Here is a 21,737-nt window from a genome sequence, read left to right as displayed (position 1 = left end):
AGACGGGGTTCCTGGCACGGGAAAGAAAGCGCAGTTCAGCGACCCGAGCCGCGCAGTGCCAGCTTCACGCGCTGTTCGAGCAGGTTCCACCGCGTCGAAACCTCACTTGCTACGCAGCCACCATAGGTCTGTCCTACGAAGAAGCCCTGTTCGGCCCGGTTTCGGCAGTCGAACACAGGTGGCGCCGCCAGGACGACGAGCACAACACCGGCAATCGCCGCGACGCTGGCAACGAGGCCGAACAGCCAGGCCAGTTGCGAGCCGTGGGTTCTCCTTAACCTGTCAGCAGGGCCGGTTTCCGTTCCATCGGTGAGATCGTGGAACGGCGCATCCGCATTCGGGCGACGGTCGCGAATGATCTCCTGGACGGATTTGCTCGCTGGCCGTGTCACACGTCATCCCCTGGAAGGATCGCGGCGCATAGTGAGATGCGCGGTACTGAAGGAAGGTTGAAGGCGACCCATCCCCGCCGACTTTAGCTTGGTGACAAGCCAAAAAGCCGGGCTTGAGCCCGCTCCATGTTTGGGCAACATGCACGGCATCGGCTTGGTGGACCAGGCCGGATCACGGCGGGATTTCAGATGTCGGCACCCAGTCCAGAATCCCGCGATCCGGTTCCGTCCAAACCGGGAACCGGCCGCCCCGTCGGCGAAGTCGCCACCGATGGTGCCCTGTCCCGCCTCGGCATCCGCTTCACCGTCTGGGCCGAGCGCTGGTTTCCCGACGCGTTCATCTTCGTGGCCATCGCGGTGGTCATCGTGGCCCTCGGGGCGCTGGCCAACGGCGCGCCTGCGATGACGGTGGCCAAGAGCTTCGGTGACGGGTTCTGGAGCCTGATCCCCTTCACCATGCAGATGGCCTTCGTCACCATCGGCGGCTACGTGGTGGCGACGGCGCCGCCGGTGCAGCGGCTGATCGACCGGCTCGCCCTCGTGCCGAAGACCGGCCGGGGCGCGGTCGGCTTCGTGGCGGCGGCGACGATGCTGTCGTCGTTCCTGAGCTGGGGCCTCAGCCTGATCTTCGGCGGCCTTCTCGCCCGCGCGCTCGCCCGCCGCACCGAACTTCGCATGGATTACCGGGCCGCCGGTGCCGCGGCCTATCTCGGGCTCGGCGCCACCTGGGCCATGGGGCTCAGCTCATCGGCCGCCCAGCTCCAGGCCAATCCGAAGAGCTTGCCGCCGAGCCTGCTGCCGATCACCGGCGTGATCCCGTTCAGCGAGACGATCTTCCTCTGGCAGTCGATGCTGATCGCCCTGATCCTCTTCGTGATCTCGATCATCATCGCCTATGTCTCGGCGCCGCAGCCCGCCACCGCCGTGACGGCCGACGATCTCGGCCTCGACGTCTCGCGCGACAAGCCGGACGAGTCCCGGCCGCAGCAGCCTTCGGAATGGCTGGAGCATTCGCCGATCCTGACCCTGCTCCTCGTCATCATCGCCGCCGGCTGGCTCTACCAGGAATTCGCGCGCCAATCCTGGATCACCGCGATCTCCAACCTCAACACCTACAACCTGCTCTTCCTCACCCTCGGCCTGCTGCTGCATTGGCGGCCGCGGAACTTCCTCGCCTCCGTGGCGAAGGCGGTGCCGGCCACCGCCGGTGTGCTGATCCAGTTCCCCCTCTACGCGGCGATCAGCGCCATGCTGACCAACGCGAAGAACGCGGGCGGTACCTCGGTCTCGGATGTCATCACTCACGCGTTCGTGGCGCTGAACACCACGGGCAGCTTCCCGATTTCCATGGGCGTCTATTCGGCGGTGCTCGGCTTCTTCGTGCCGTCGGGCGGCGGCAAATGGCTGCTGGAAGCGCCCTACGTGATGCAGGCGGCCAACGAGCTGCAGGTCCATCTCGGCTGGGCGGTGATGATCTACAACGCCGCCGAGGCGCTGCCGAACCTGATCAACCCGTTCTGGATGTTGCCGCTTCTCGGCATCCTCGGCCTCAAGGCCCGCGACATCGTAGGGTTCAGCTTCCTTCAGCTCATCATCCATCTGCCGGTGGTGCTGTTCCTGCTCTGGGCGCTGGCCTTCACGCTCACCTACCACCCTCCAGTGATGCCGTAGGGGCCGGCCTGTTTCTCGGGCCTGACCCGACTATGTGGCGCGAGCCCGCCGATCTACCGCATAGGACGAGGGGCGGGCTTTCAAGGGCGTCCCTGCGGCGGACCGCCCATGGCGATCACGCCGGCATCGGCGAGGCCCCCGGCCTCGTCGGCGGCCGAGGCCACGAGCGAGAAACTGACCGGCCGCAGCGGACCGCTGCCATGGCCGGTTTCGCCCTCGGACCAGGAGCTGACGGATATCGGCGTGAACGCATCCGCCATACCGCTGCTCGTCAGACCCTCGGCGCGGGCGCGCGCATCGACGCGTTGCAGGAAGCCATCGCTCGGTACGCCAAGGCGCATGGGCCGGGCGTCCGGCTCGGCCTGCCAGACCGTACGGATGAGGCAATGCCGGCCGTGTCCGTCCTGCCCCCAGGATGCGACGTAGCGCGGCGATAAAAGCTCCACTGCCTTCTCCCGGTCCGGCGCCAGGCGCGGGATGGTGTCGATCGCCTCGCGCGAGGCGGGCCGCGTCGCGAGCCCCTGGAACGGCGTGCGGCCGTGGCGGATATAACCGAGGCAATCCTCGAAGATGATCCGCATCACCAACGGCTCGTTCTCCTCGATCGGCGCGGCGCGGACGGGGATGGCCGCGAGGCAGGCGGCGAACAGAATCCAGGGTTTCAGCAAGCGATCCTCCCTCCGGCGCGGGGGGTGAGAGAGCGTATACCATCACCCCCGCAGGCCGATGGCGACGGTGATCTAGAAGGCGGTCACGGCGAACCGGTGCGTCAGCGGCGCTCCCTGATCAGGGCGGTGGTAGCGCGGGTGAACGGGATCTCGCTGTAGCCTGTGTCGTCTCGATCCATTCGGATGCCCGGCCGATGGCGTGGAGCATTCAATATTGCCGACTTCACCCTGCCGGTGATGACTGATCCTCTCGTCTGAGCGCCGAGATTTCATGCCCCGCCTATCGGGGTTGGGCACTCCCAAAGGATGATTCCGCGCCGTCCCCTCATTGGGCGAACACCTCGATCCCGTGAAGGAGGCCATTAGGGATGAGGCGTCGAGGGCGTTGAAAACTGCAGGCAAAGACCAGAGTTCTAGTTAATACTCATATAAATCAAGTATATATTTCTTGATTGCCTGTCTGCCTGCAAATGTTTAGGCTAGTCATGCAACTCGATCCTCGTTGGAGAATGCGAAGGAAAGGAACGTCATGGCGTATGTAATGGGCACTGGTCAGGCAGATCTCATAGATTACAGCACGGGTGTGACTGACGAGAAAGACTATATTCTCGGCTACAGTGGCAACGATGTGATCTACGGTCGAGGCGGGGATGATACCATTTTTGGCGACTCCGATTCGGCGACGAATTATATCGGCAGCGACACCCTCTATGGCGGCGGTGGCAACGATCTGCTGATCGGAGATAACGGCGTCGATACGCTCTACGGCGGATCCGGCGATGACCGGTTCGTCATGCGCTACGACTTGTTCGTCGACGACGTCTACGGCCAGTCGGGTACCGATACTCTCGCGTTCTTTGCTTTCGACCGAGCCGCCAACGTCAATCTGAGCCAGAAGTCTTATTTCATCGTCGGGGGTGAAGAAGGCAAGCAAACCGTCTCCGGCGTCGAGAACGTGAGTGGGACCGACCAAAACGATAAACTTACGGGTGATGCCGCCAACAATCTCCTGAGCGGCAACATCGGGGACGACCAACTCAACGGTGGTGCCGGCAACGACACGCTTCAGGGCGGAGACGGGGTGGACCGGGTCGTGGGCGCCAGCGGCGACGATGTCCTTTCGGGGGATGGCTCGTCGGACAAGCTGTTCGGGGGCGAGGGGAAGGACGTACTGAACGGCGGGTCAAGCGCCGACATCCTGTTCGGCGACGCCGGCAACGACTCGCTCCGAGGCGATGACGGCAATGACATGCTGATCGGCGGGACCGGCAACGACAGACTGACCGGCGGCGCCGGCCGCGATACCTTCGTTTTCGATCGGCTCACCGGCAAGGACGTCATCACCGACTTCAGCCCCGGATCGGGCTCGCCCGACGTCATTCGCCTGGAGAAGGATGTGCTGGGCTCCTTTGCCGCCGTGGTCTCTCACGCCGAGAACACCAGCGCCGGCGTCGTCATTCAGTATGACGAGGGCAGCATCAGGCTCGCCGGCCTGCAGGTCGCGGATCTGCACGCGACCGATTTCCTGTTCGCCTGAGTCCCACCCGTAGAACTTCCGTTTTGCTCTTGGGTTCGGAACGAGAGCCGTGTGTGAACCGGAACTTTCTCGAGGCACTGCAAGGACCGGGTGCCACTCCGATCCGCCCCTCGACCTTGGACGAACGCGCCCAGGGTCGAGGTGTCGCTAGGATCGAATTGCGGGCGGGTGCTGGCCAAGTGGACCCTGTCGGGTCCGCGCCGGAACGAAAGCGGCCAATGCCGCGACCAGCCAGCCGGCCATGAGGATGACGCCGCCGGTCGGCGCGGCCATCGGAAAGAGGGGAATGCCCTTCAGGGCGCGCAAGGACAGATCACCGGAGAACAGCGCGAGTCCGATCACCAGGGCGGCAGCGGCGACCCGGGTCGTGAGGCGGTGAGTGAGCCCGGTGGCCGTCAGGGCCACGAGTGCGATGATGGCGGGCGCGTGGAACAGCAGAAACTGCGCCGCCGTCTTCAGGCTGTCGGCTCCGGGGATATGGGCCGCGGCCGCGCTAGCGGCGACGCCGAGCAGGCCGGCGAGCGCGCCGAGAGCAAGGAGGGCACGGTCGAAGCCGGTCATGCGCCGCGCTCGGCCAGGATCCGGGCGACGCTCGCCCGTAGTTCCGGCACGCCACGGTCGTCGCGGCTGGATGTGATCAGGATCTCAGGGTAGGCCGCCGGGCGCTTGGCGATGGCGGAGCGGATGCCGGCAATGCGCGCATCGACTTCGGCCTTCTTCAGGGCATCGCCCTTGGTCAGGACGATCTGATAGCTCACGGCGGCCTTGTCGAGCCCGTCGAGCACGTCGGTATCGATGCTCTTCAATCCGTGGCGGGAATCGATCAGCATGAAGACGCGGGCGAGATTGGCGCGACCCTTGAGGTAGTCGTGGATCAGGTCGGTCCAGGCCTCGACCTTGGTCTTTTCCACGGCGGCGTAGCCGTAGCCGGGCATGTCCACCAGGGTCAGTCGCCCGCCGATATCGAAGAAGTTGAGTTGCTGCGTCCGGCCCGGCGTATGCGACGTCCGCGCCAGGGTGTTGCGGCCGGTCAGTGCGTTGACGAGGCTCGACTTGCCGACATTGGAGCGCCCGGCAAAGGCGATCTCGACGCCCTTCATCGGCGGCAGCGCGGCGACGTTCGGCGCGGAGGACAGGAAATCGGCCACTCCCGCGAACAGCAGGCGGCCGGATTCGAGGAGGGCTGCGTCGGCTTCGGGCTCGGTCATCATGGTCTCCGGCTGAGAGAGGGAAACGTGACGTGTCCCACCATCGACCTCATCCTGAGGTGCCGCGAAGCGGCCTCGAAGGAGGCGTCCAGAAACCGCGTCGGGTCCTGGAGGCCTCTTTCGAGGCCTCCGCTTCGCTCCGGCGTCTCGGGATGAGGAGCCGGGGTGGTCTCGTTGAGAAGAACGCGAAGCCTAGCTCTTGGCCGGTGCGTTCTTGTCGGCGGGCTTCTTCTTGAACATCCCGCCGAGGTTGTCCCACAACTCCACCTTCACGCCGTTGCGGCGCATGATGACGTATTGCTGGATCACCGAGAGGGTGTTGTTCCAGGCCCAGTAGATCACCAGACCGGCCGGGAACGAGCCGAGCATGAAGGTGAACACGATGGGCATGAAGGTGAAGATCTGCGCCTGGACCGGGTCCGGCGGCGCGGGGTTCATCTTCATCTGAATGAACATCGTGATGCCCATCACGATCGGCCAGATGCCGAGATGGATGAAGTCCGGGGCGGCGAAAGGCAGGAGCCCGAACAGGTTCAGGATGTTCGTCGGATCGGGAGCGGCGAGATCCTGGATCCAGCCGAAGAACGGCGCATGCCGCATCTCGATGGTGATGAACAGGACCTTGTAGAGCGCGAAGAAGACCGGGATCTGGATCAGCACCGGCCAGCAGCCGGCAACCGGGTTGATCTTCTCCTTCTTGTACAGCTCCATCATCGCCTGTTGCTGCTTCATCTTGTCGTCGCCGTAGCGCTCGCGGATCGAGGCCATCTCCGGCTGCACGGCCTTCATCTTGGCCATGGACTGGTACGACTTGTTGGCGATCGGCAGGAACAGCAGCTTAAGGCAGAACGTCACCACCAGGATCGACACGCCGAAATTGCCGAACAGGTGGAAGAAGAAGTCCAACGCGCGGAACATTGGCTTGGTGATGAAGTGGAACCAGCCCCAGTCGATCATCAGATCGAACTGCTTGATGCCGAGATCCTTCTGGTAGCCGTTGATCGTGTTGACTTCCTTGGCACCGGCGAAGAGCTGCTGGGTCGACGTCACGGTCGCGCCCGGCTCGACGCTGCGGCCATCGCCGCGCACGCTGGCCTGATAGACCTTGGTGGCGCCGTCGGTGCGTTCGGTGAAGCTGCCGGTATAGGGCGTGGCCTGGTCCGGGATCGTGGCCGCGGCCCAGTACTTGTCGGTGATGCCGACGAAGCCGCCGCTCACGTTCGCCCATGCCTTGCCCTTGGTGCCGGCATTGCCGAGCGCCGGCTCCTTGGCAACGTGATCGTAGGTGTATTCCTGCAGGCCATCGGCGCCGAGGACGCCGATCATGCCCTCATGCAGCACGTAATAGCCCTGCGTCGTCGGCTTGCCCCAGCGCGAGACCAGCCCATACGGATACAGCGTGACGGCGCTCGCCCCCTTGTTCTCGACCTCGTCGCGGATCGTGAACATGAACTTGTCGTCGACGGCGATGACGCGCTTGAACAGCAGGCCTGCGCCGTTGTCGTAGGTGAGGGTCAGAGGCTTTGCCGGCGTCAGCGCGGCGGCATCGGCGGTCCACACCGTGTCGCCCGTGGGGAGGGGGCCTGTGTTCTGACCGACCCAGCCGAATTCCGCGTAATACGGGTTCGCGCTACCGGTGGGCGAGAGCAGCACGATGCGCGGGCTCGAATCGCTCACGGTCTCGTGGTAGCCCTTGAGCGAGACGTCATCGACGCGGCCACCCTTCAGGGCGATCGAACCGGCCAGGGCCGGGGTGTCGATGGCCACGCGCGGGGAACGGGCCAGGGCTGCCTCGCGGCTCTCCACCGATACGGCCGCGTTCGGCAGGGTGCCCGGAACGGGAGCCGAGGGACCGCCTTCCGCCGGGCTCGCCGAGGGAGCGCCGGTCGGGTTGGCAGCCTGGGCAGCAGCCTTGTTCTGCAACTCGGCCTGACGCTGCTGCTCCACGCGGGGGGCGGCGATGAAGTAGTTCCACCCGAGCAGGACCGCCAGCGACAAGGCGATCGCGACGATCATGTTCGTCTTGTCATTACCCATCGAGAGATCCGTCGCGTGTGTTCGAAGGAGGGGAGGCGTCGAAGGCTCCGCTCGCCGCGCGAGGCATCGACGGCGCCTCGTGCTGCAGGGGCGCATCGGCCGCATGATGGCAGGATGGTGTCGGGTCGCCGCGAACCGGGCCTTTCACGGCATCGGCCGGGTTGGCCGCGCCGGAGCGACCTTTCCCACGTCCGGGGCGGTTCTTCTGGCCCTGCTGCCTGCCGTCACTCGGCTTGATCACCGCGCCAACGGAACGGCGCAGATCGGCGACCAGCGTGTCGAAAGGCGCATGCAGAGCCGGGCGACGGGCCACGAGCACGATATCGGCCTCGGCGGACGGCAACTCGGCTGCTGCGCGCTTCACGGCATCGCGCAATCGGCGGCGGATGCGGTTGCGCTCCGTCGCGTGACCGACCCGCTTGGTGATCGTGAAGCCGATGCGAAGTCCATCGACCGCTGCGCTCTCCGAGGTGGCAGGCACAGGCGTGCCGGCCGCATGACGCAGCCGGCCTTGGGCACTCATGAGCTCGGTGTGAAAACGGCGCCCTCCCGCAGCAGCGAGAAAGTCCGGTCTCCGCTTCAGCCGTCCGATCGTCGACACTGCCGGTTCGATCCTGCGGCCAAGGGGCGAGGTCATCGCTTGGGCAAGCCTCGGGTTGATCAAGGCCTACCCCAGCGGACTACGCCGCCGGGGCGCCTAGAAATCAGGCCGAGAGCTTCTTGCGACCGTGCGAGCGGCGGGCAGCGATGACCTTGCGGCCGCCGGCCGTCGCCATGCGAGCGCGGAAGCCGTGACGACGCTTACGCACGAGCTTGCTGGGCTGATAGGTTCTCTTCATGGCGCGATCTCCGATGGCCGAGGATCGATCCGGCTGGCTGCAGGAGCCCCACCGACATCTTCACTCGCCCTGAAATGTGTCTGCAAGCGCGAAGAGCGCCCACATGGGGCGCGGCAACGCGATGGCGCGGCTTATGGCGGAGAGGGGGGGCGAAGTCAATTCTGGCGCGGGCATTTCCCAGCGCCCGTTCTGTCGCCGGACCGTGTCCGCCCTTAGTCGGGCGTTAACCTTTTCAGCTTATGAAGAAATCATATCCGGTTTTCCGGATGTGGGGCAGATTTCGGTCTGCCGCTGTTTTGATGCCTCTGTCGACTTCACCAAAGCCGCCCCTCCGGGCGGCTTTTTTTTCGTTCCGCCGATTCGCGGAACGACGTCGCCAAATGCGGTTTCATCGGCACCAGTCCGGCCCATTAACGTTAATCTCCGGTCAACGGCGCGGGGCGGCACGTTCGGCGCTAGTGTTGCGCCTCTGGTCGCGAACGCACTGATCGTGTCTCAGATCGGGACAAAGCGGTCCGGTAGCGGCACAGGAGGCAGGATGAACGAGTTGGATGTCACCTTTCGCGACGAGCGGGACTGGGTCAACTTCGGCGACACGTATGTGAATTCCGAGGCCTTTCGCGTCCTGTTCCGCGAAGGCATGACCATGGTCGAAGAGGCCGCGGCCTATCTCGATGGCGATGGGCGCGAGGAATCGCGTCTGCTGTCGCGCGACAGCACCCTGTCCTATGCCAGCGAGAGCATGCGCCTCACCACCCGGCTGATGCAGATCGCGTCGTGGCTTCTGGTGCAGCGTGCCGTGTCGGAGGGCGAGATCACCCCCGCCCAGGCCCTCCAGGAGAAGACCCGCGTCCGTCTCGCGACACCGGAGACCTTCCGCGCCGAGACCTTCGTCACTCTCCCGGCTCGCCTTCAGGACCTCACCGTCCGCTCGCGCCGGCTCCACGCCCGCATCCTGCATCTCGACGGCCTCATCTCCGACGACCGCCCGACCCCGGTCTTCGGGGAAAGCCCCGTCGCCGCGCAGCAGGGTCTGCTGCGGAGCGCCTTCGGTACCGCCCACTGAAACAGGGTTGGGCTTCGATGGCCTGAAACGCGAAAGGGCGGCGCCTCGATGGCGCCGCCCTTTCGCGTTTCAAGAACCCTCCGCCGCCACCAACCGGTCGCGGCGGTCAGTTCGCTCGAATCACTTCTTGCCGAAGGACAGGGCGCCGAAGCGCGAGTTGAACCGAGAAACACGGCCGCCGCGATCGAGCATCTTCTGCTCGCCGCCAGTCCAGGCCGGGTGCGTATTCGGGTCGATGTCGAGGTTGAGGGTGTCGCCCTCCTTGCCGTAGGTCGACCGGGTCATGTAGTCGGACCCATCGGTCATCACGACCTTGATGAAATGGTAGTCGGGATGTTCGGTACCCTTGGCCTTGTCGGCCGCACTCTTTGCCATGACGAAATCCTTGAATAGCCACGCCGACCGGCCCGCCTGGCGGCCCGCGGCCTTAGATCACGCGCAATCGGATGAAGGCGGGCCTATACCCCACGTGCTTCTTCCGAACAAGCGGTCGGGCGCGGGAGATCGCCGGGACCGCTATTTTCTTGAAACCGATTCTGTGTCGGGGATGATGACGAGGCACGATGGCTCGCGGGCGTAAAAAGAATTCACAGGGCGAAGGCCCGGGCGGCAACGGTCGCGGCAAAGCTCCTCTCGGGTCGCTGAGGCCGCTGATTCCCTTCGCCTTGGTTTATCGCGGTCGCATCCTCGCGGCGTTCCTGTCGCTGCTTTCGGCCTCGGTTGCGACCCTCGTGGTGCCGATCGCCCTGCGCCGGGTGATCGACCACGGCTTCTCGCCCGAAGGCCACAGCGTCATCGACGCTTACTTCATGGCTCTGATCGGCGTGGTGTCGGTGCTCGCCCTGTCGAGTGCCGCCCGGTACTACACCGTGGTGACGCTGGGTGAGCGCGTGGTCGCGGACCTGCGCAGCGCGGTCTTCGCCCGCCTCACCATCCTCGATCCCGCTTTCTTCGACCGCACGCAATCGGGCGAGATCGTCTCCCGGCTCACCGCCGACGCGACCCAGGTCAAGGCCGTGTTCGGGGTCTCCATCTCGATCCTGCTGCGAAACGCCTTCCTGTTCGTCGGCGCGGTGGTGATGATGGTCATCACCAGTCCCAAACTGTCGATCCTGGTTCTCGTGGCGATCCCGCTCATCGTGTTCCCGCTGATCCTGTCCGGACGCGGCGTGCGGCGGCGTTCCCGCGCCGCGCAGGACCGGCTGGCCGACGCCTCGGCCTATGCGGCGGAGGCGATCGGGGCGATTCGCACCATGCAGGCCTTCGGCATGGGTCGCGCCACGGCGGAGCATTTCGGGCAGGCTTCCGAGAATGCCTATTCGGCCGCCCGTGACTCGGTGAAGGCGCGCGCCCTGCTCACCGGCGTCGCGATCTTCCTCATCTCCGCCAGCGTCGTCGGGGTGATGTGGTACGGCGCCCAAGGGGTGCTGGCCGGCACGATGACGGCGGGCCAGCTCTCGCAATTCGTGCTCTACGCGGTATTCGGCGCCAGCGCCCTGGGGCAGCTTTCAGAGGTCTACGGCGAACTCGCGCAGGCCGCCGGCGCCGCCGAGCGCCTTGGCGAGATTCTGGCCGCCGAGCCCGCGATCCGCGCACCCGCCGAGCCGAAACTCCTGCCGGTGCCGCCGCGCGGCGAGGTGGCCTTCGAATCGGTCCGCCTGACCTATCCGACCCGGCCGGAGTATCCCTCCCTCGACGGGATCAGCTTCCAGGTGGCGCATGGGGAGCGCGTCGCCCTCGTGGGCCCTTCGGGTGCGGGCAAGACCACGGTGCTGCAGGCGCTGCTGCGCTTCTACGATCCGCAATCCGGCATCGTGCGCGTCGATGGAATCGACATCGCCAGCGTCGATCCGGATGCCCTGCGCGAGCGCATGTCCCTCGTGCCGCAGGATCCCACTGTCTTCTCCGGCTCGGTGATCGAGAATATCCGCTACGGTCGCCCACGGGCGAGCGAGGCCGAGGTTCATCGCGCGGCGGAACTCGCCCATGCGGACGGCTTCATCCGCGCCCTGCCGCAGGGCTACGACACGCAGGTCGGCGAGCGCGGCGTCACGCTGTCCGGCGGTCAGCGCCAGCGTGTCGCCATTGCCCGCGCCATTCTCAAGGACGCGCCGATCCTGCTCCTCGACGAAGCGACCTCGGCCCTCGATGCCGAGAGCGAGCGCGCGGTGCAGACCGCGCTCGATACGCTCATGCGGGGGCGCACGACCCTGGTCATCGCCCATCGGCTGGCCACGATCCGCGCTGCCGACCGCATCCTCGTCCTCGACGGCGGCAGGATCGTCGAGACTGGAACGCATGAGAGCTTGCTGGCGCAGGGGGCGCTCTACGCGCAGCTGGCCGCCCTGCAATTCACCGACGCCCTCGATGAGACGGCGCGCGGGAAAGAACCGAAGACGAAGCGGTTCGCCCTGCCGGCCGAATAGGCGGCAACGGGGGAGGGGGCGTTGCGGGAAAGGCCCTCTCCACAGGCAAATGCGCCGGATGTGGTAATGGTAATAGACCGTGAACCGCGACTCGGGATGGGTTGAGTCATGGCGCGCATCCTCAAAGATCCCGGTTTCGTCCACCTCCATGTCCACTCGTCCTTCTCGCTGCTCGAAGGGGCGCTGAAGGTCGGCGACATCGTCAAGGCGGCCGCCGCCGACCGGCAGCCGGCGCTGGCGCTCACCGACACCAACAACCTGTTCGGGGCGCTGGAATTTTCCGAGAAGGCCGCCGGAACGGGCATCCAGCCCATCGCCGGAATGCAACTCTCGGTGGTTTTCGAGGCGCCGGACCCGATGGCGCGGCTGTCGCAGATCACCACCTCCAACGTCGTCGTGCTGGCGCAGAGCGAGGCCGGCTACGGCAACCTCCTGCGTCTGGCGAGCCGTGCCTATTTCGACGGCCCCCTGGGCGATGCGCCCCGTCTCACCGTAGAGGCACTGGCGGAGAACGCGGAAGGCCTCATCGCTCTGACGGGTGGCACCACCGGCCCCCTCGATACGGCCCTGCGCGGCGGACGTGTCGAGCTCGCCGCCGCCCGTCTCGCCCAGCTGAAACAGGCTTTCGGCGAGGACCGGCTCTACGTGGAGATCCTGCGCCACGGGCTCGATGACGAGCGCATGGTGGAGCGCGAGCTGATCCGGCTCGCCGATTCCAACGGCCTCTCGATCGTGGCCACCAACGAACCGTTCTTCGCCAAGCCTGACGATTACGACGCCCACGACGCGTTGCTCGCCATCGCCGAGGGGCGCCTCGTCTCGGACGAGCGCCGCCGCAAGCTCACTCCGCGCCACGGCTTCAAGACCCGCGCCGAAATGGCCAAGCTCTTCCACGACCTGCCGGATGCCCTGTCCGCCACCGTGGAAATCGCCATGCGCTGCACCTATCGGGTGCGCACCCGCAAGCCGATCCTGCCGAATTTCGGCGTCGTTGCCGCTCTCGACGCGCTGCCCGTAGAGGCGGTCTCGCCGGATGTCGCCGAGGAGATCGCCCTCGACGAGCCGTCCGAACTGCGCCGCCAGGCCGAGGCCGGGCTGGAACTGCGCCTTGCCCAGCACGGCCCATGCGAGGGCATGACCGAACAGGTCTATCGCGATCGTCTCGCCTTCGAGCTCGACGTCATCGTGAAGATGAAGTTCCCCGGCTACTTCCTCATCGTGTCGGACTTCATCAAATGGGCCAAGGACCACGACATCCCGGTGGGGCCGGGCCGTGGTTCGGGTGCCGGCTCCCTCGTCGCCTACGCGCTCCTGATCACCGATCTCGATCCGCTGCGCTTCGGTCTGCTGTTCGAGCGCTTCCTCAACCCCGAGCGCGTCTCGATGCCGGATTTCGACATCGATTTCTGCGTCGATGGTCGTGAGCGCGTGATCCAGTACGTGCAGGAACGCTACGGCCACGAGCAGGTCGCGCAGATCATCACCTTCGGTACGCTGCAGGCGCGCGGTGTGCTGCGCGACGTCGGCCGCGTCCTCGAAATGCCCTACGGGCAGGTCGACAAGCTGACGAAGCTGGTGCCGCAGAACCCGGCCAACCCCGTCACCCTGGTCCAGGCCATCGAGGGCGAGCCCAAGCTTCAGGCCGCGATGGAGGAGGAGCCCGTCGTCGCGCGGCTGATGCAGATCGCCAAGAAGCTCGAGGGCCTGCACCGCCACGCCTCGACCCACGCGGCGGGCGTGGTCATCGGCGACCGGCCGCTGGAACAGCTCGTGCCGCTCTACCGCGACCCGAAGACCGGGATGCGGGTGACCCAGTTCAACATGAAATGGGTCGAGGCGGCGGGCCTCGTGAAGTTCGACTTCCTCGGCCTCAAGACCCTGACCATGCTGCGCTGCTGCACCGACCTCCTGGCGCAGCGCGGCATCATCGTCGATCTCGCCTCGCTGCCCCTCGACGACTCGGCGACCTATACGCCGATGAAGCGCGGCGAGACGGTGGGCGTGTTCCAGGTGGAATCCGCCGGCATGCGCAAGGCGCTGGTCGAGATGCAGGCCGACCGGTTCGAGGACATCATCGCCCTCGTGGCGCTCTACCGGCCCGGCCCCATGGCCAACATCCCGGTCTATTGCGAGCGCAAGCTCGGCCGCGATGCCGGCAACGAGGCGAGCTGGTACCCGCACGAGAAGCTGGAGCCGATCCTCAAGGAGACCTTCGGCATCATCGTCTACCAGGAGCAGGTGATGGAGGTGGCCAAGCTTCTGGCCGGCTACTCGCTCGGCGACGCCGACATGCTCCGCCGCGCCATGGGCAAGAAGATCAAGGCCGAGATGGACGCCCAGCGCGACCGTTTCGTGAAGGGCTCGGTGGAGCGCGGCCTCACCGAGGCCAAGGCCAACGAGATCTTCGACCTGCTGGCGAAATTCGCCGATTACGGCTTCAACAAATCGCACGCCGCCGCCTACGCGCTGCTGACCTACCAGACGGCCTATCTCAAGGCGAATTACCCGGTGGAGTTCCTGGCCGCCGCGATGCAGCTCGACATCGACGTCACCGACAAGCTCGCCGAGTTCCGCCAGGACGCCCAGCGCCTCGGCATCCCGGTGGACCCGCCCTCGATCAACACCTCGGGGGTCAATTTCGAGGTCCATGACGGGCGCATCGGCTACGCGCTCGCCGCCATCAAGGGCGTGGGCCGGGCCGCCGTCGAGGCCGTTGTGGAAGCACGCGGCGACACGCCGTTCAAGGACCTCGCCTGCCTGGCGCGCCGGCTCAACCCGCGCCTCATCAACAAGCGTACCCTGGAAAATCTCGTGGCGGCCGGCGCCATGGATTGCATCGAGGTCGACCGCGCGCGGGCCTGCGCCGCCGTCGAGCCGATGATGAAGCTGGCGCAAGGGGCGGCGGAGGCGGCCAATACGGGTATCGTCGACATGTTCGGCGGCATCGCTTCGGCCGACGTGACCCTGCGGGTGCCCACCTACGAGCCCTGGCCCATGGCCGAGAAGCTGAAGAAGGAATACGAGGCCATCGGCTTCTTCCTCTCGGGCCATCCGCTCGACGAATATGCCGGCCTGCTGGAGAAGCTGCGCGTCCAGAGCTGGGCCGAGTTCTGCCGCTCGGTCCGCGCCGGCACGTCGAGCGTCGGCAAGGTCGCCGCTTCCGTCCTCGACCGGTCGGAGCGCCGCACCAAATCCGGCAACAAGCTCGGCATCGTCACGCTCTCGGACCAGACCGGGCATTTCGAGGCGATCATCTTCCAGGAAGGCCTCGGCCAGTACCGCGAGATCCTGGAGCCCGGCCGCCCGCTTGTGCTCCAGATCCAGGCCAATCTCGAAGGCGAGGATGTGCGCGCGCGCATCGTCACCGCCGAGCCTCTCGACGAGGCGGTGGCACGCCACCAGAAGGGCATGCGCGTCTATCTCCGCGACGAGCGCCCCATCGTCAGCGTGCAGCAGCGCCTGCAGGTGCGCGGCGAGGGCGAGGTCTCGCTGATCCTCCTCCTCGACGGCGGCGACCGGGAGGTCGAGGTCAAGCTCCCCGGCCGCTACCAGGCGACGCCGCAGATCGCGGGTGCCCTCCGCGCTGTGCCCGGTGTGGTGCAGGTCGAAGTGAACTGACGGGGTCAGCCTCCCGAGGGGAGGGGCCCGTCGAACGTCTCGCGCGCCGTCTCCACCGCCGCGAGGTTCTGCTCGGCCCAGATCCACACGCCGCAGAAGGCGGCGCCGAGGCTCTGGCCGAGTTCCGTCAGCCGGTACTCCACCTTGGGCGGCACCACCGGATGCACGGTGCGGATCACCAATCCGTCCCGCTCCATGTGGCGGAGAGTCTGAGTCAGCATCTTCTGGCTGATCGTGCCGATCGAGCGGCTGAGTTCGGTGAAACGAAGCTCGCCCCTCTCTTCCAGGATTTCGAGGACCAGCATCGTCCATTTATCGGCGACGCGGCCGATCAGGTCGTGGACCAGCGCCTCGACGCGCGGATCCGCGTCGGCGGGTGGGGGCGGGGCCGCCATGTCACGCTCTCCTTTTGGTAAGTACAAATCTTTTTGGTGCCTTCTACCCATCGGAGAGTAGGCGCGGCATCTGTTTGGGACAACCAGGAGGGATGTCCCATGAAGACGAGCGGCAACACCATTCTCATCACCGGCGGCGCATCGGGGATCGGCCGCGAACTGGCGGAGCGTTTCCAGGCCCAGGGCAACACGGTGATCATCGCCGGCCGCCGCCGTGATCGGCTCGATGCGGTCACGGAGGCCAATCCCGGCATGGTCGGCTATGTGCTCGATGTCGAGGACAAGGCCGGGATAGACGCTTTCGCCGCGACGGTGATCGCCGCCCATCCCGACCTGAACGTCCTGATCAACAATGCCGGGATCATGCTGTTCGAGGATCTCACCCGGTCCCGCGATCTGGCGGATGCCGAGGCGATGGTGACCACCAACCTGCTGGGGCCGATCCGCCTCACCAACGCGCTGATCGACCATCTGGCGACCCGGCCGGACGCGGCGGTCGTCAACGTCTCGTCGGGCCTCGCCTTCGTGCCACTCGTCTCGACCCCGACCTATTCGGCGACGAAGGCGGCGATCCATTCCTACACGGTCAGCCTGCGGGACGCCCTAAAGGGCAGGGTCGAGGTCATCGAGCTCGTGCCGCCCGCCGTGCAGACGGAACTCACGCCCGGCCAGTCGACGCGGGAGGGATATATGCCCCTCGGGGAATTCATGGACGAAGTAATGATGCTCTTCGCGACGCAGCCGACCCCGCCGGAAATCCTGGTGGAACGCGTGGGATTCCTGCGCTTCGCGGAAAGCGAGAAGCGGTTCGAGCAGACCCTGGCTACCCTGAACGACGTCGCCAACACGGCGCGCGCGGAGCAGCACTGACGCTCCGCAGCGGCCATGCGAGCCGGCTTGCCGATCGGAAAGACGCGGCGGGAAACATCCGCCGCGTAACCGCGTCTTAATAATACCTTCAGCATGGTCGAGATCAGGCTGGACCCGGTGCTTGCCCAACAAGACCCGGCATGACGCAAGCTGGCGTTGCGGTTCGGTGGCACGCTTCGATGACGAGAACTCTCTTGCGCCTGTCGGTTTTCGTCATCCTCGCGATCCTGGTCTTCGTGACGCTGTCGCCGATCGGGCTCCGGCCGGTCGTCACCTCGGCGAATGTCGAGCGGATGAGCGCATACGCCCTGTTCGGCTTCCTCTTGATCCTGGCCTATCCCAAGCGCTGGTATCTCGGGCTCATGACCGGAATGGCGGTGGCCGGCCTCCTCGAATTCGGCCAGGAATTGTCGTCGACCCGCCATGCGCGGTTGAGCGATTTCCTCGTGAAGGCAGTCGCAGCCGCGTTCGGCAGCGTCGTCGCTTACCTCGTCCTGGCCGCCTATGCCCGGTTCGAGCGGCCCTCGGCCTCCCGCTGACACAGGTGCCTGACGTGGATGTCTGCAACGATCCCGGTTTCCATACGCTCCTGACCGGGAGTTTCCGCCGTGCCGTCGGCCGGTCGCTGGTGCCCGAGTCTGGGGGCGACGCGGCCTGGCTCCATGCCGAGGCCCCCTTCGCGGTCCTGGCCCATGATGGAGCAGAGGACCCGCGTTTCATCTATGCGAACCTGACCGCTCTGCGCATCTTCGGCTACGAGAAGGACGAGCTCATCGGGTTACCCTCTCGCTTCTCGGCCGAGGCCCCGGAACGCGCCGAGCGTCAGCGCCTGCTCGACGCCGTCACCCGTGACGGGTTCGTCGCCAATTATGCCGGCATCCGCATCCGCAAGGACGGAACCCGCTTCCCGATCCGCGACGCCATCGTCTGGCAACTCGTGGATGAGACCGGTCTGCTGCACGGACAGGCCGCGACCTTTTCTGTCTGAGAGGGTTCCCTTGGTTCGACAGGTATCGACGAGCGGAGACCGTGACGTTTTTCTTCACTTCCACGACCTCGTCCTGAGGCACTGCGATAGCCGCCTCGAAGGAGGGCTCCAGAACCCGCTACGCGAGCCGGGGGCTCCTTCGAGGCCTTCGCTGCGCTTCGGCACTTCAGGATGAGGTGGCGGGCGGGACCGTGATCGCATCGCTATCCTCGCCGAGGGTCATGAGGGCGGCATTGCCGCCTGCCGCCGCGGTGTTGATGCTGACGCTGCGCTCCCGGAGAAGCCATTCCAACGAGTAATCGTCGGCTCCTTTCTCCAGTTCGTCCGGCGACACGGCGAGGACTGGGATGATGGCGCCCGGCAGCGCGGCGGCTCTCCGCGTTGCCGCGAGGGTCGCATCCGCCCCGCCCTCGACCAGGATCGCCGCGCAGCCCATCGCCTCCGCCTTGGCCGAGATGTCGAACTGGCGCCGCAGGGCGCCGGGCAGCATATCGAGCGCAGGTCGCAAGGCGGCAGGCATCTGAAGCCGGATCGCGTTGCCGGTGGCGAGGCAGGCCGCGATCTGTGCGAACAGCCCGGTTCCGCTGGCCGGCAGGCACAGCACCGTGCCGCGCGGATGCAGGCTGTAGCGGTTGCTCTCGCCCACTGGGCTGGGCAGGGCGATGTCGAGCCCGAGGAGGCTCCGTTCGGCATAGGCGTCGCAGCGCGCCGCTTCCCTCTCCCTGCCCGCCGCCGACAGGGCGTCGCGCAGGGACGCCAGCGCCTCGGGCATGGCGGCGGGCCGCCGGACGAGGCCGGTCTTCGCTGGCGCCGAAGCCAGGAGGCGGTGGAGATAGAGCGGTCCGCCGGCCTTCGGTCCCGTCCCCGACAGGCCTTCGCCGCCGAAGGGCTGAAGGCCGACGACGGCCCCGATGAGGTTGCGGTTGACGTAGATGTTGCCCGCATGGACCCGGTCCACGAGGCGCGAGACGGTAGCGTCGATCCGGCTATGGACGCCGAAGGTCAGGCCGTAGCCGGTCCCGGCGATGGCATCGACGATCCGGCCGAGATCGTCGCGCCTGATACGCAGGACGTGGAGGATGGGGCCGAAGACCTCGCCGGACAGGTCGTCGAGACTGTCGATGGCGATCAGGGTCGGGGAAACGAAATGGCCGGTCGCGCGGGAGGGCGGCAGCGCGACCCGATGCACGGCGTGGCCGCGCTCCCGCATCCGCGCCACATGTTCTTCGATCACCTCCCGCGCAGCCTCGCTGATGACCGGCCCGATATCGGTGGCGAGCCGGTCAGGATTGCCGATCGTCAGTTCGGCCATGGCGCCTTCGAGCATGGCGAGGATGCGGTCGGCCACCTCCTCCTGAAGGCAGAGCACGCGAAGCGCCGAGCAGCGCTGGCCGGCGGAATTGAAGGCCGACATCACCACATCGGCGACGACCTGCTCCGGCAGGGCGGAGGAATCGACGACCATGGCGTTCTGGCCACCCGTCTCGGCCACGAACGGAATCGGCCGTCCATCCGGTCCGAGCCGCCTGGCGAGTTCGGCCTGGATCGCCTTGGCGACATCGGTCGAGCCGGTGAAGAGCACGCCGTGGACCCGAGGATCGGCCACGAGGCGCGCGCCGATCGCACCGTCTCCCGGCAAGAGACCGAGCACGCCGTCCGGAATTCCCGCCTCGATCAGGATCTCCACGGCGAGCCCGGCCACCAAGGGCGTTTCCTCGGCTGGCTTGGCGAGGACGGCATTGCCGGCGGCGAGCGCCGCCGCGACCTGACCGATGAAGATGGCGAGGGGGAAGTTCCACGGGCTGATACAGGCGACGACGCCAAGGGGCGGATGAGTCGCGGGATCGAATCCCGCTGCCTGCGCTGCGTAATAGCGCAGGAAATCCACCGCCTCGCGGATCTCGCCGACGGCATCGGCGAGGGTCTTGCCGGCTTCCCGGATCAGCAACCCGAGGAACGCGTCACGCCGCGCCTCGATCCGGTCCGCCGCCGCGTTCAGGATACCGGCCCGCCGCGATGGCGCCGTCGTCTCCCAGGCGCTGAAGGCTGATGTCGCACGTGCGATGGCGGCGTCGACGATCTCCGCCTCCGCCTCGATCACATGGCCGACGATGTCGTTCCGGTCGGCGGGGTTGAGTACGGCGCGTTTCGTGCCGTCATACCCATCCGTCGGAACGGGCCGACACAGGCGGGGTGTCCCCGCACCCGCCCGCAGGCTCGCACCGAGGGACGCGAGCACGTCCTCGTCGGACAGGTCGAGGCCGCGCGCATTCACGCGGCTCGGGCCGAAGAGATCGCGCGGCAGGGCGATCCCCGGATGGCCCGATCCCGGCGGTACGACCCGGCGGGCCAGCTCCAGCGGGTTGGCGACGAGTTTGCCCACCGTCACGGCGGGATCGGCGATCCGGTTGACGAAGGAGGAGTTTGCTCCGTTCTCCAGCAGGCGCCGGACGAGATAGGCGAGCAACGTGTCGTGCGAGCCCACCGGCGCATAGATCCGGCATGGCCGGTCGAGGATCGCGCCGCCGACCACCTCCTCGTAGAGCGCTTCGCCCATGCCGTGCAGGCACTGGAACTCGTAGTCGCCGGGCTGAAAATCTTCCCCCGCCATGGCGACGATGTCGGCGAGCGTGCGGGCATTGTGGGTCGCGAATTGCGGGAATACCGCGTCTCCGGCCGCCAGAAGCCGCCGCGCGCAGGCGAGGTACGACACGTCGGTATGGAGCTTCCGGGTGAAGACCGGGAAACCGTCGAGCCCATCGACCTGGGCGCGCTTGATCTCCGAATCCCAGTATGCGCCCTTGACGAGGCGGACCATGAGGCGGTGTCCGCTCCGCCGTGCGAGATCGATGACGACGTCCAGCACGGGGAGCGCGCGCTTCTGATAGGCCTGTACGACGAAGCCGAGCCCGTCCCAGCCGGCAAGACGCTCGTCCATCGCCAGGGCTTCGAGGAGATCGAGGGAGAGGTCGAGCCGGTCGGCCTCCTCGGCATCGATGTTGAACCCGACATCGTGGCGGCTGGCCGCGAGGGCGAGGTCCGTCAGCCTCGGCAGCAACTCGTCCATCACCCGCTTGCGCTGGGCACGGGCATAGCGCGGGTGCAGCGCTGAGAGCTTGACCGAGATGCCCGGCCCATCGAGAGGACCGCGCCCGGCCGAGGCCATACCGATCGCCGCGATGGCGCCGGCATAATCCGCCCTATAGCGGGCGGCATCCACTGCATTCACCGCCGCCTCGCCGAGCATGTCATAGGAATAGCGGAAGCCTTTCTCCTCCTTCTGCCGGCTATTGCGGAGCGCTTCGGCGATGCTGCGGCCGGTGACGAACTGGCCGCCGAGCATCCGCATCGCCAGATCGACACCCATGCGGATGGCCGGCTGGCCCGCCCGACGCAGGACGCCCGTCAGCGCCGCCGTCAGGCCGGCCTCGTCCTCGACGCCGACCACCCGCCCCGTCAGCGCGAGGCTCCACGCGGCTGCACCGGCGAACAGCGAGGTGGGATGGCCGAGATGCGACCGCCAATCGCCATGTCCGATCTTGTCGCGGATGAGGGCGTCGCGGCTCGCCGTATCCGGAATGCGCAGAAGTGCTTCGGCGAGGCACATCAGGGCGACGCCTTCGGCGCTCGACAGGCTGAACTCGCGCATCAGCTGCTCGACGGGCCCGCGGGCGCCTTTCTCGCGCAAGGCCGCGACGAGGCGCCCGGCCAGATGCGTCGCCGCGGCATCCTCCGACGGACTTTGATGCACTTCCGCCATCAAGGAGGCGACGCATTGGGATTCGGAACGGCGATGGGCGGCGCGGACCCTGGCCCGGAGCGCTCCGAGCGGCGCGGCGGGACCCTCGAATTCAGAGAAAGCCAGCCTACGATCGGGCGGCAGCGGCGTCGGAGGTGGGCATTTGCTCATGGTATGAGGCTCATGGGTCGAAGCCTTCCCGCTGCTGCCCCCGGGCGATCACCGATATCCGGCATCTCCTCGATGGAAGATGCACCGGAATTCGCCCGTGCACACCTGTGCG

At 66.6% G+C, this 21,737-nt stretch carries 18 protein-coding genes; 8 read left to right on the top strand and 10 right to left on the bottom strand.

Features of this window, described 5'->3' with window-relative positions; genetic code table 11:
- Window positions 1–35 precede the first annotated feature (35 nt).
- Window positions 36–392, bottom strand: coding sequence for a hypothetical protein (locus ACYQOP_RS03025; protein WP_461221086.1), 357 nt, complete (start codon window positions 390–392; stop codon window positions 36–38).
- A gap of 189 nt (window positions 393–581) precedes the next feature.
- Here ACYQOP_RS03025 and ACYQOP_RS03020 point away from each other — a divergent pair, with 189 nt between their 5' ends.
- The gene (locus ACYQOP_RS03020) at window positions 582–2,063 is read left to right on the top strand and encodes a short-chain fatty acid transporter (protein WP_056452022.1); all 1,482 of its coding nucleotides are present in this window, start codon (window positions 582–584) and stop codon (window positions 2,061–2,063) included.
- Window positions 2,064–2,143: 80 nt separating this feature from the next.
- Here the strand turns inward: ACYQOP_RS03020 and ACYQOP_RS03015 are convergent, their stop codons facing one another.
- Window positions 2,144–2,731, bottom strand: coding sequence for a hypothetical protein (locus tag ACYQOP_RS03015; RefSeq protein WP_419951115.1), 588 nt, complete (start codon window positions 2,729–2,731; stop codon window positions 2,144–2,146).
- Window positions 2,732–3,260: 529 nt separating this feature from the next.
- Here ACYQOP_RS03015 and ACYQOP_RS03010 point away from each other — a divergent pair.
- Window positions 3,261–4,268 (top strand): calcium-binding protein, encoded by a 1,008-nt coding sequence (locus ACYQOP_RS03010; protein ID WP_461221084.1) that lies wholly within the window; start codon window positions 3,261–3,263, stop codon window positions 4,266–4,268.
- Window positions 4,269–4,415: 147 nt separating this feature from the next.
- Here the strand turns inward: ACYQOP_RS03010 and ACYQOP_RS03005 are convergent, their stop codons facing one another.
- From ACYQOP_RS03005 to rpmH, 5 genes are all read right to left on the bottom strand, one after another.
- A complete protein-coding gene (locus tag ACYQOP_RS03005) occupies window positions 4,416–4,829 on the bottom strand; it encodes a DUF423 domain-containing protein (protein ID WP_461221082.1) in 414 nt (137 codons plus the stop codon).
- The gene (gene yihA / locus ACYQOP_RS03000) at window positions 4,826–5,476 is read right to left on the bottom strand and encodes a ribosome biogenesis GTP-binding protein YihA/YsxC (RefSeq protein WP_056432386.1); all 651 of its coding nucleotides are present in this window, start codon (window positions 5,474–5,476) and stop codon (window positions 4,826–4,828) included. The genes ACYQOP_RS03005 and yihA overlap by 4 nt, the downstream gene beginning before the upstream one ends.
- A gap of 192 nt (window positions 5,477–5,668) precedes the next feature.
- Window positions 5,669–7,513 (bottom strand): membrane protein insertase YidC, encoded by a 1,845-nt coding sequence (yidC, locus tag ACYQOP_RS02995; protein ID WP_311274252.1) that lies wholly within the window; start codon window positions 7,511–7,513, stop codon window positions 5,669–5,671.
- Window positions 7,506–8,150, bottom strand: coding sequence for a ribonuclease P protein component (gene rnpA, locus ACYQOP_RS02990; RefSeq protein WP_311274251.1), 645 nt, complete (start codon window positions 8,148–8,150; stop codon window positions 7,506–7,508). The genes yidC and rnpA overlap by 8 nt, the downstream gene beginning before the upstream one ends.
- 67 nt (window positions 8,151–8,217) lie before the next feature.
- A complete protein-coding gene (rpmH, locus tag ACYQOP_RS02985) occupies window positions 8,218–8,352 on the bottom strand; it encodes a 50S ribosomal protein L34 (RefSeq protein ID WP_018045311.1) in 135 nt (44 codons plus the stop codon).
- 538 nt (window positions 8,353–8,890) lie between these two features.
- Between rpmH and rcdA the strand changes: the two genes are divergently transcribed.
- Window positions 8,891–9,418 (top strand): protease adaptor protein RcdA, encoded by a 528-nt coding sequence (rcdA, locus tag ACYQOP_RS02980; RefSeq protein ID WP_056431783.1) that lies wholly within the window; start codon window positions 8,891–8,893, stop codon window positions 9,416–9,418.
- 120 nt (window positions 9,419–9,538) lie between these two features.
- On the opposite strand, the gene rpmE is transcribed toward rcdA, so the two are convergent.
- Complete coding sequence (rpmE, locus tag ACYQOP_RS02975; RefSeq protein ID WP_018045309.1) at window positions 9,539–9,793, bottom strand: 50S ribosomal protein L31; 255 nt, start codon at window positions 9,791–9,793, stop codon at window positions 9,539–9,541.
- Between the two features lie 188 nt (window positions 9,794–9,981).
- Here rpmE and ACYQOP_RS02970 point away from each other — a divergent pair, with 188 nt between their 5' ends.
- Together ACYQOP_RS02970 and dnaE are read left to right on the top strand one after the other, a co-directional pair.
- A complete protein-coding gene (locus ACYQOP_RS02970; RefSeq protein WP_461221081.1) occupies window positions 9,982–11,844 on the top strand; it encodes an ABC transporter transmembrane domain-containing protein in 1,863 nt (620 codons plus the stop codon).
- Window positions 11,845–11,952: 108 nt separating this feature from the next.
- Window positions 11,953–15,462, top strand: a complete 3,510-nt coding sequence (gene dnaE, locus ACYQOP_RS02965; protein ID WP_461221080.1) for a DNA polymerase III subunit alpha — start codon at window positions 11,953–11,955, stop codon at window positions 15,460–15,462.
- Between the two features lie 5 nt (window positions 15,463–15,467).
- Here dnaE and ACYQOP_RS02960 read toward each other — a convergent pair whose 3' ends face one another.
- Window positions 15,468–15,857: a winged helix-turn-helix transcriptional regulator gene (locus ACYQOP_RS02960; protein WP_207410098.1), complete on the bottom strand. Its 390-nt coding sequence runs from the start codon at window positions 15,855–15,857 to the stop codon at window positions 15,468–15,470.
- Window positions 15,858–15,956: 99 nt separating this feature from the next.
- Between ACYQOP_RS02960 and ACYQOP_RS02955 the strand changes: the two genes are divergently transcribed.
- The 3 genes from ACYQOP_RS02955 (at window position 15,957) to ACYQOP_RS02945 (ending at window position 17,715) form a co-directional block, all read left to right on the top strand.
- Window positions 15,957–16,727 carry an SDR family oxidoreductase gene (locus ACYQOP_RS02955; protein ID WP_461221079.1) on the top strand — a complete coding sequence of 257 codons (771 nt, stop codon included), beginning with the start codon at window positions 15,957–15,959 and terminating at the stop codon, window positions 16,725–16,727.
- 194 nt (window positions 16,728–16,921) lie between these two features.
- Entirely contained in the window at window positions 16,922–17,266 is a 345-nt protein-coding gene (locus ACYQOP_RS02950) for a hypothetical protein (RefSeq protein ID WP_461221078.1), read from the top strand.
- A 14-nt stretch (window positions 17,267–17,280) separates the two neighbouring features.
- Entirely contained in the window at window positions 17,281–17,715 is a 435-nt protein-coding gene (locus tag ACYQOP_RS02945) for an MEKHLA domain-containing protein (protein ID WP_056431803.1), read from the top strand.
- A gap of 166 nt (window positions 17,716–17,881) precedes the next feature.
- Here ACYQOP_RS02945 and putA read toward each other — a convergent pair whose 3' ends face one another.
- A complete protein-coding gene (gene putA / locus ACYQOP_RS02940; protein WP_461221077.1) occupies window positions 17,882–21,625 on the bottom strand; it encodes a bifunctional proline dehydrogenase/L-glutamate gamma-semialdehyde dehydrogenase PutA in 3,744 nt (1,247 codons plus the stop codon).
- Between the last annotated feature and the right edge of the window lie 112 nt (window positions 21,626–21,737).

Source organism: Methylobacterium sp. CM6247 (assembly GCF_054817925.1).
The sequence above is the reverse complement of the archived record's forward strand: the minus strand, read 5'-3'. Positions and strand labels throughout refer to the sequence as shown.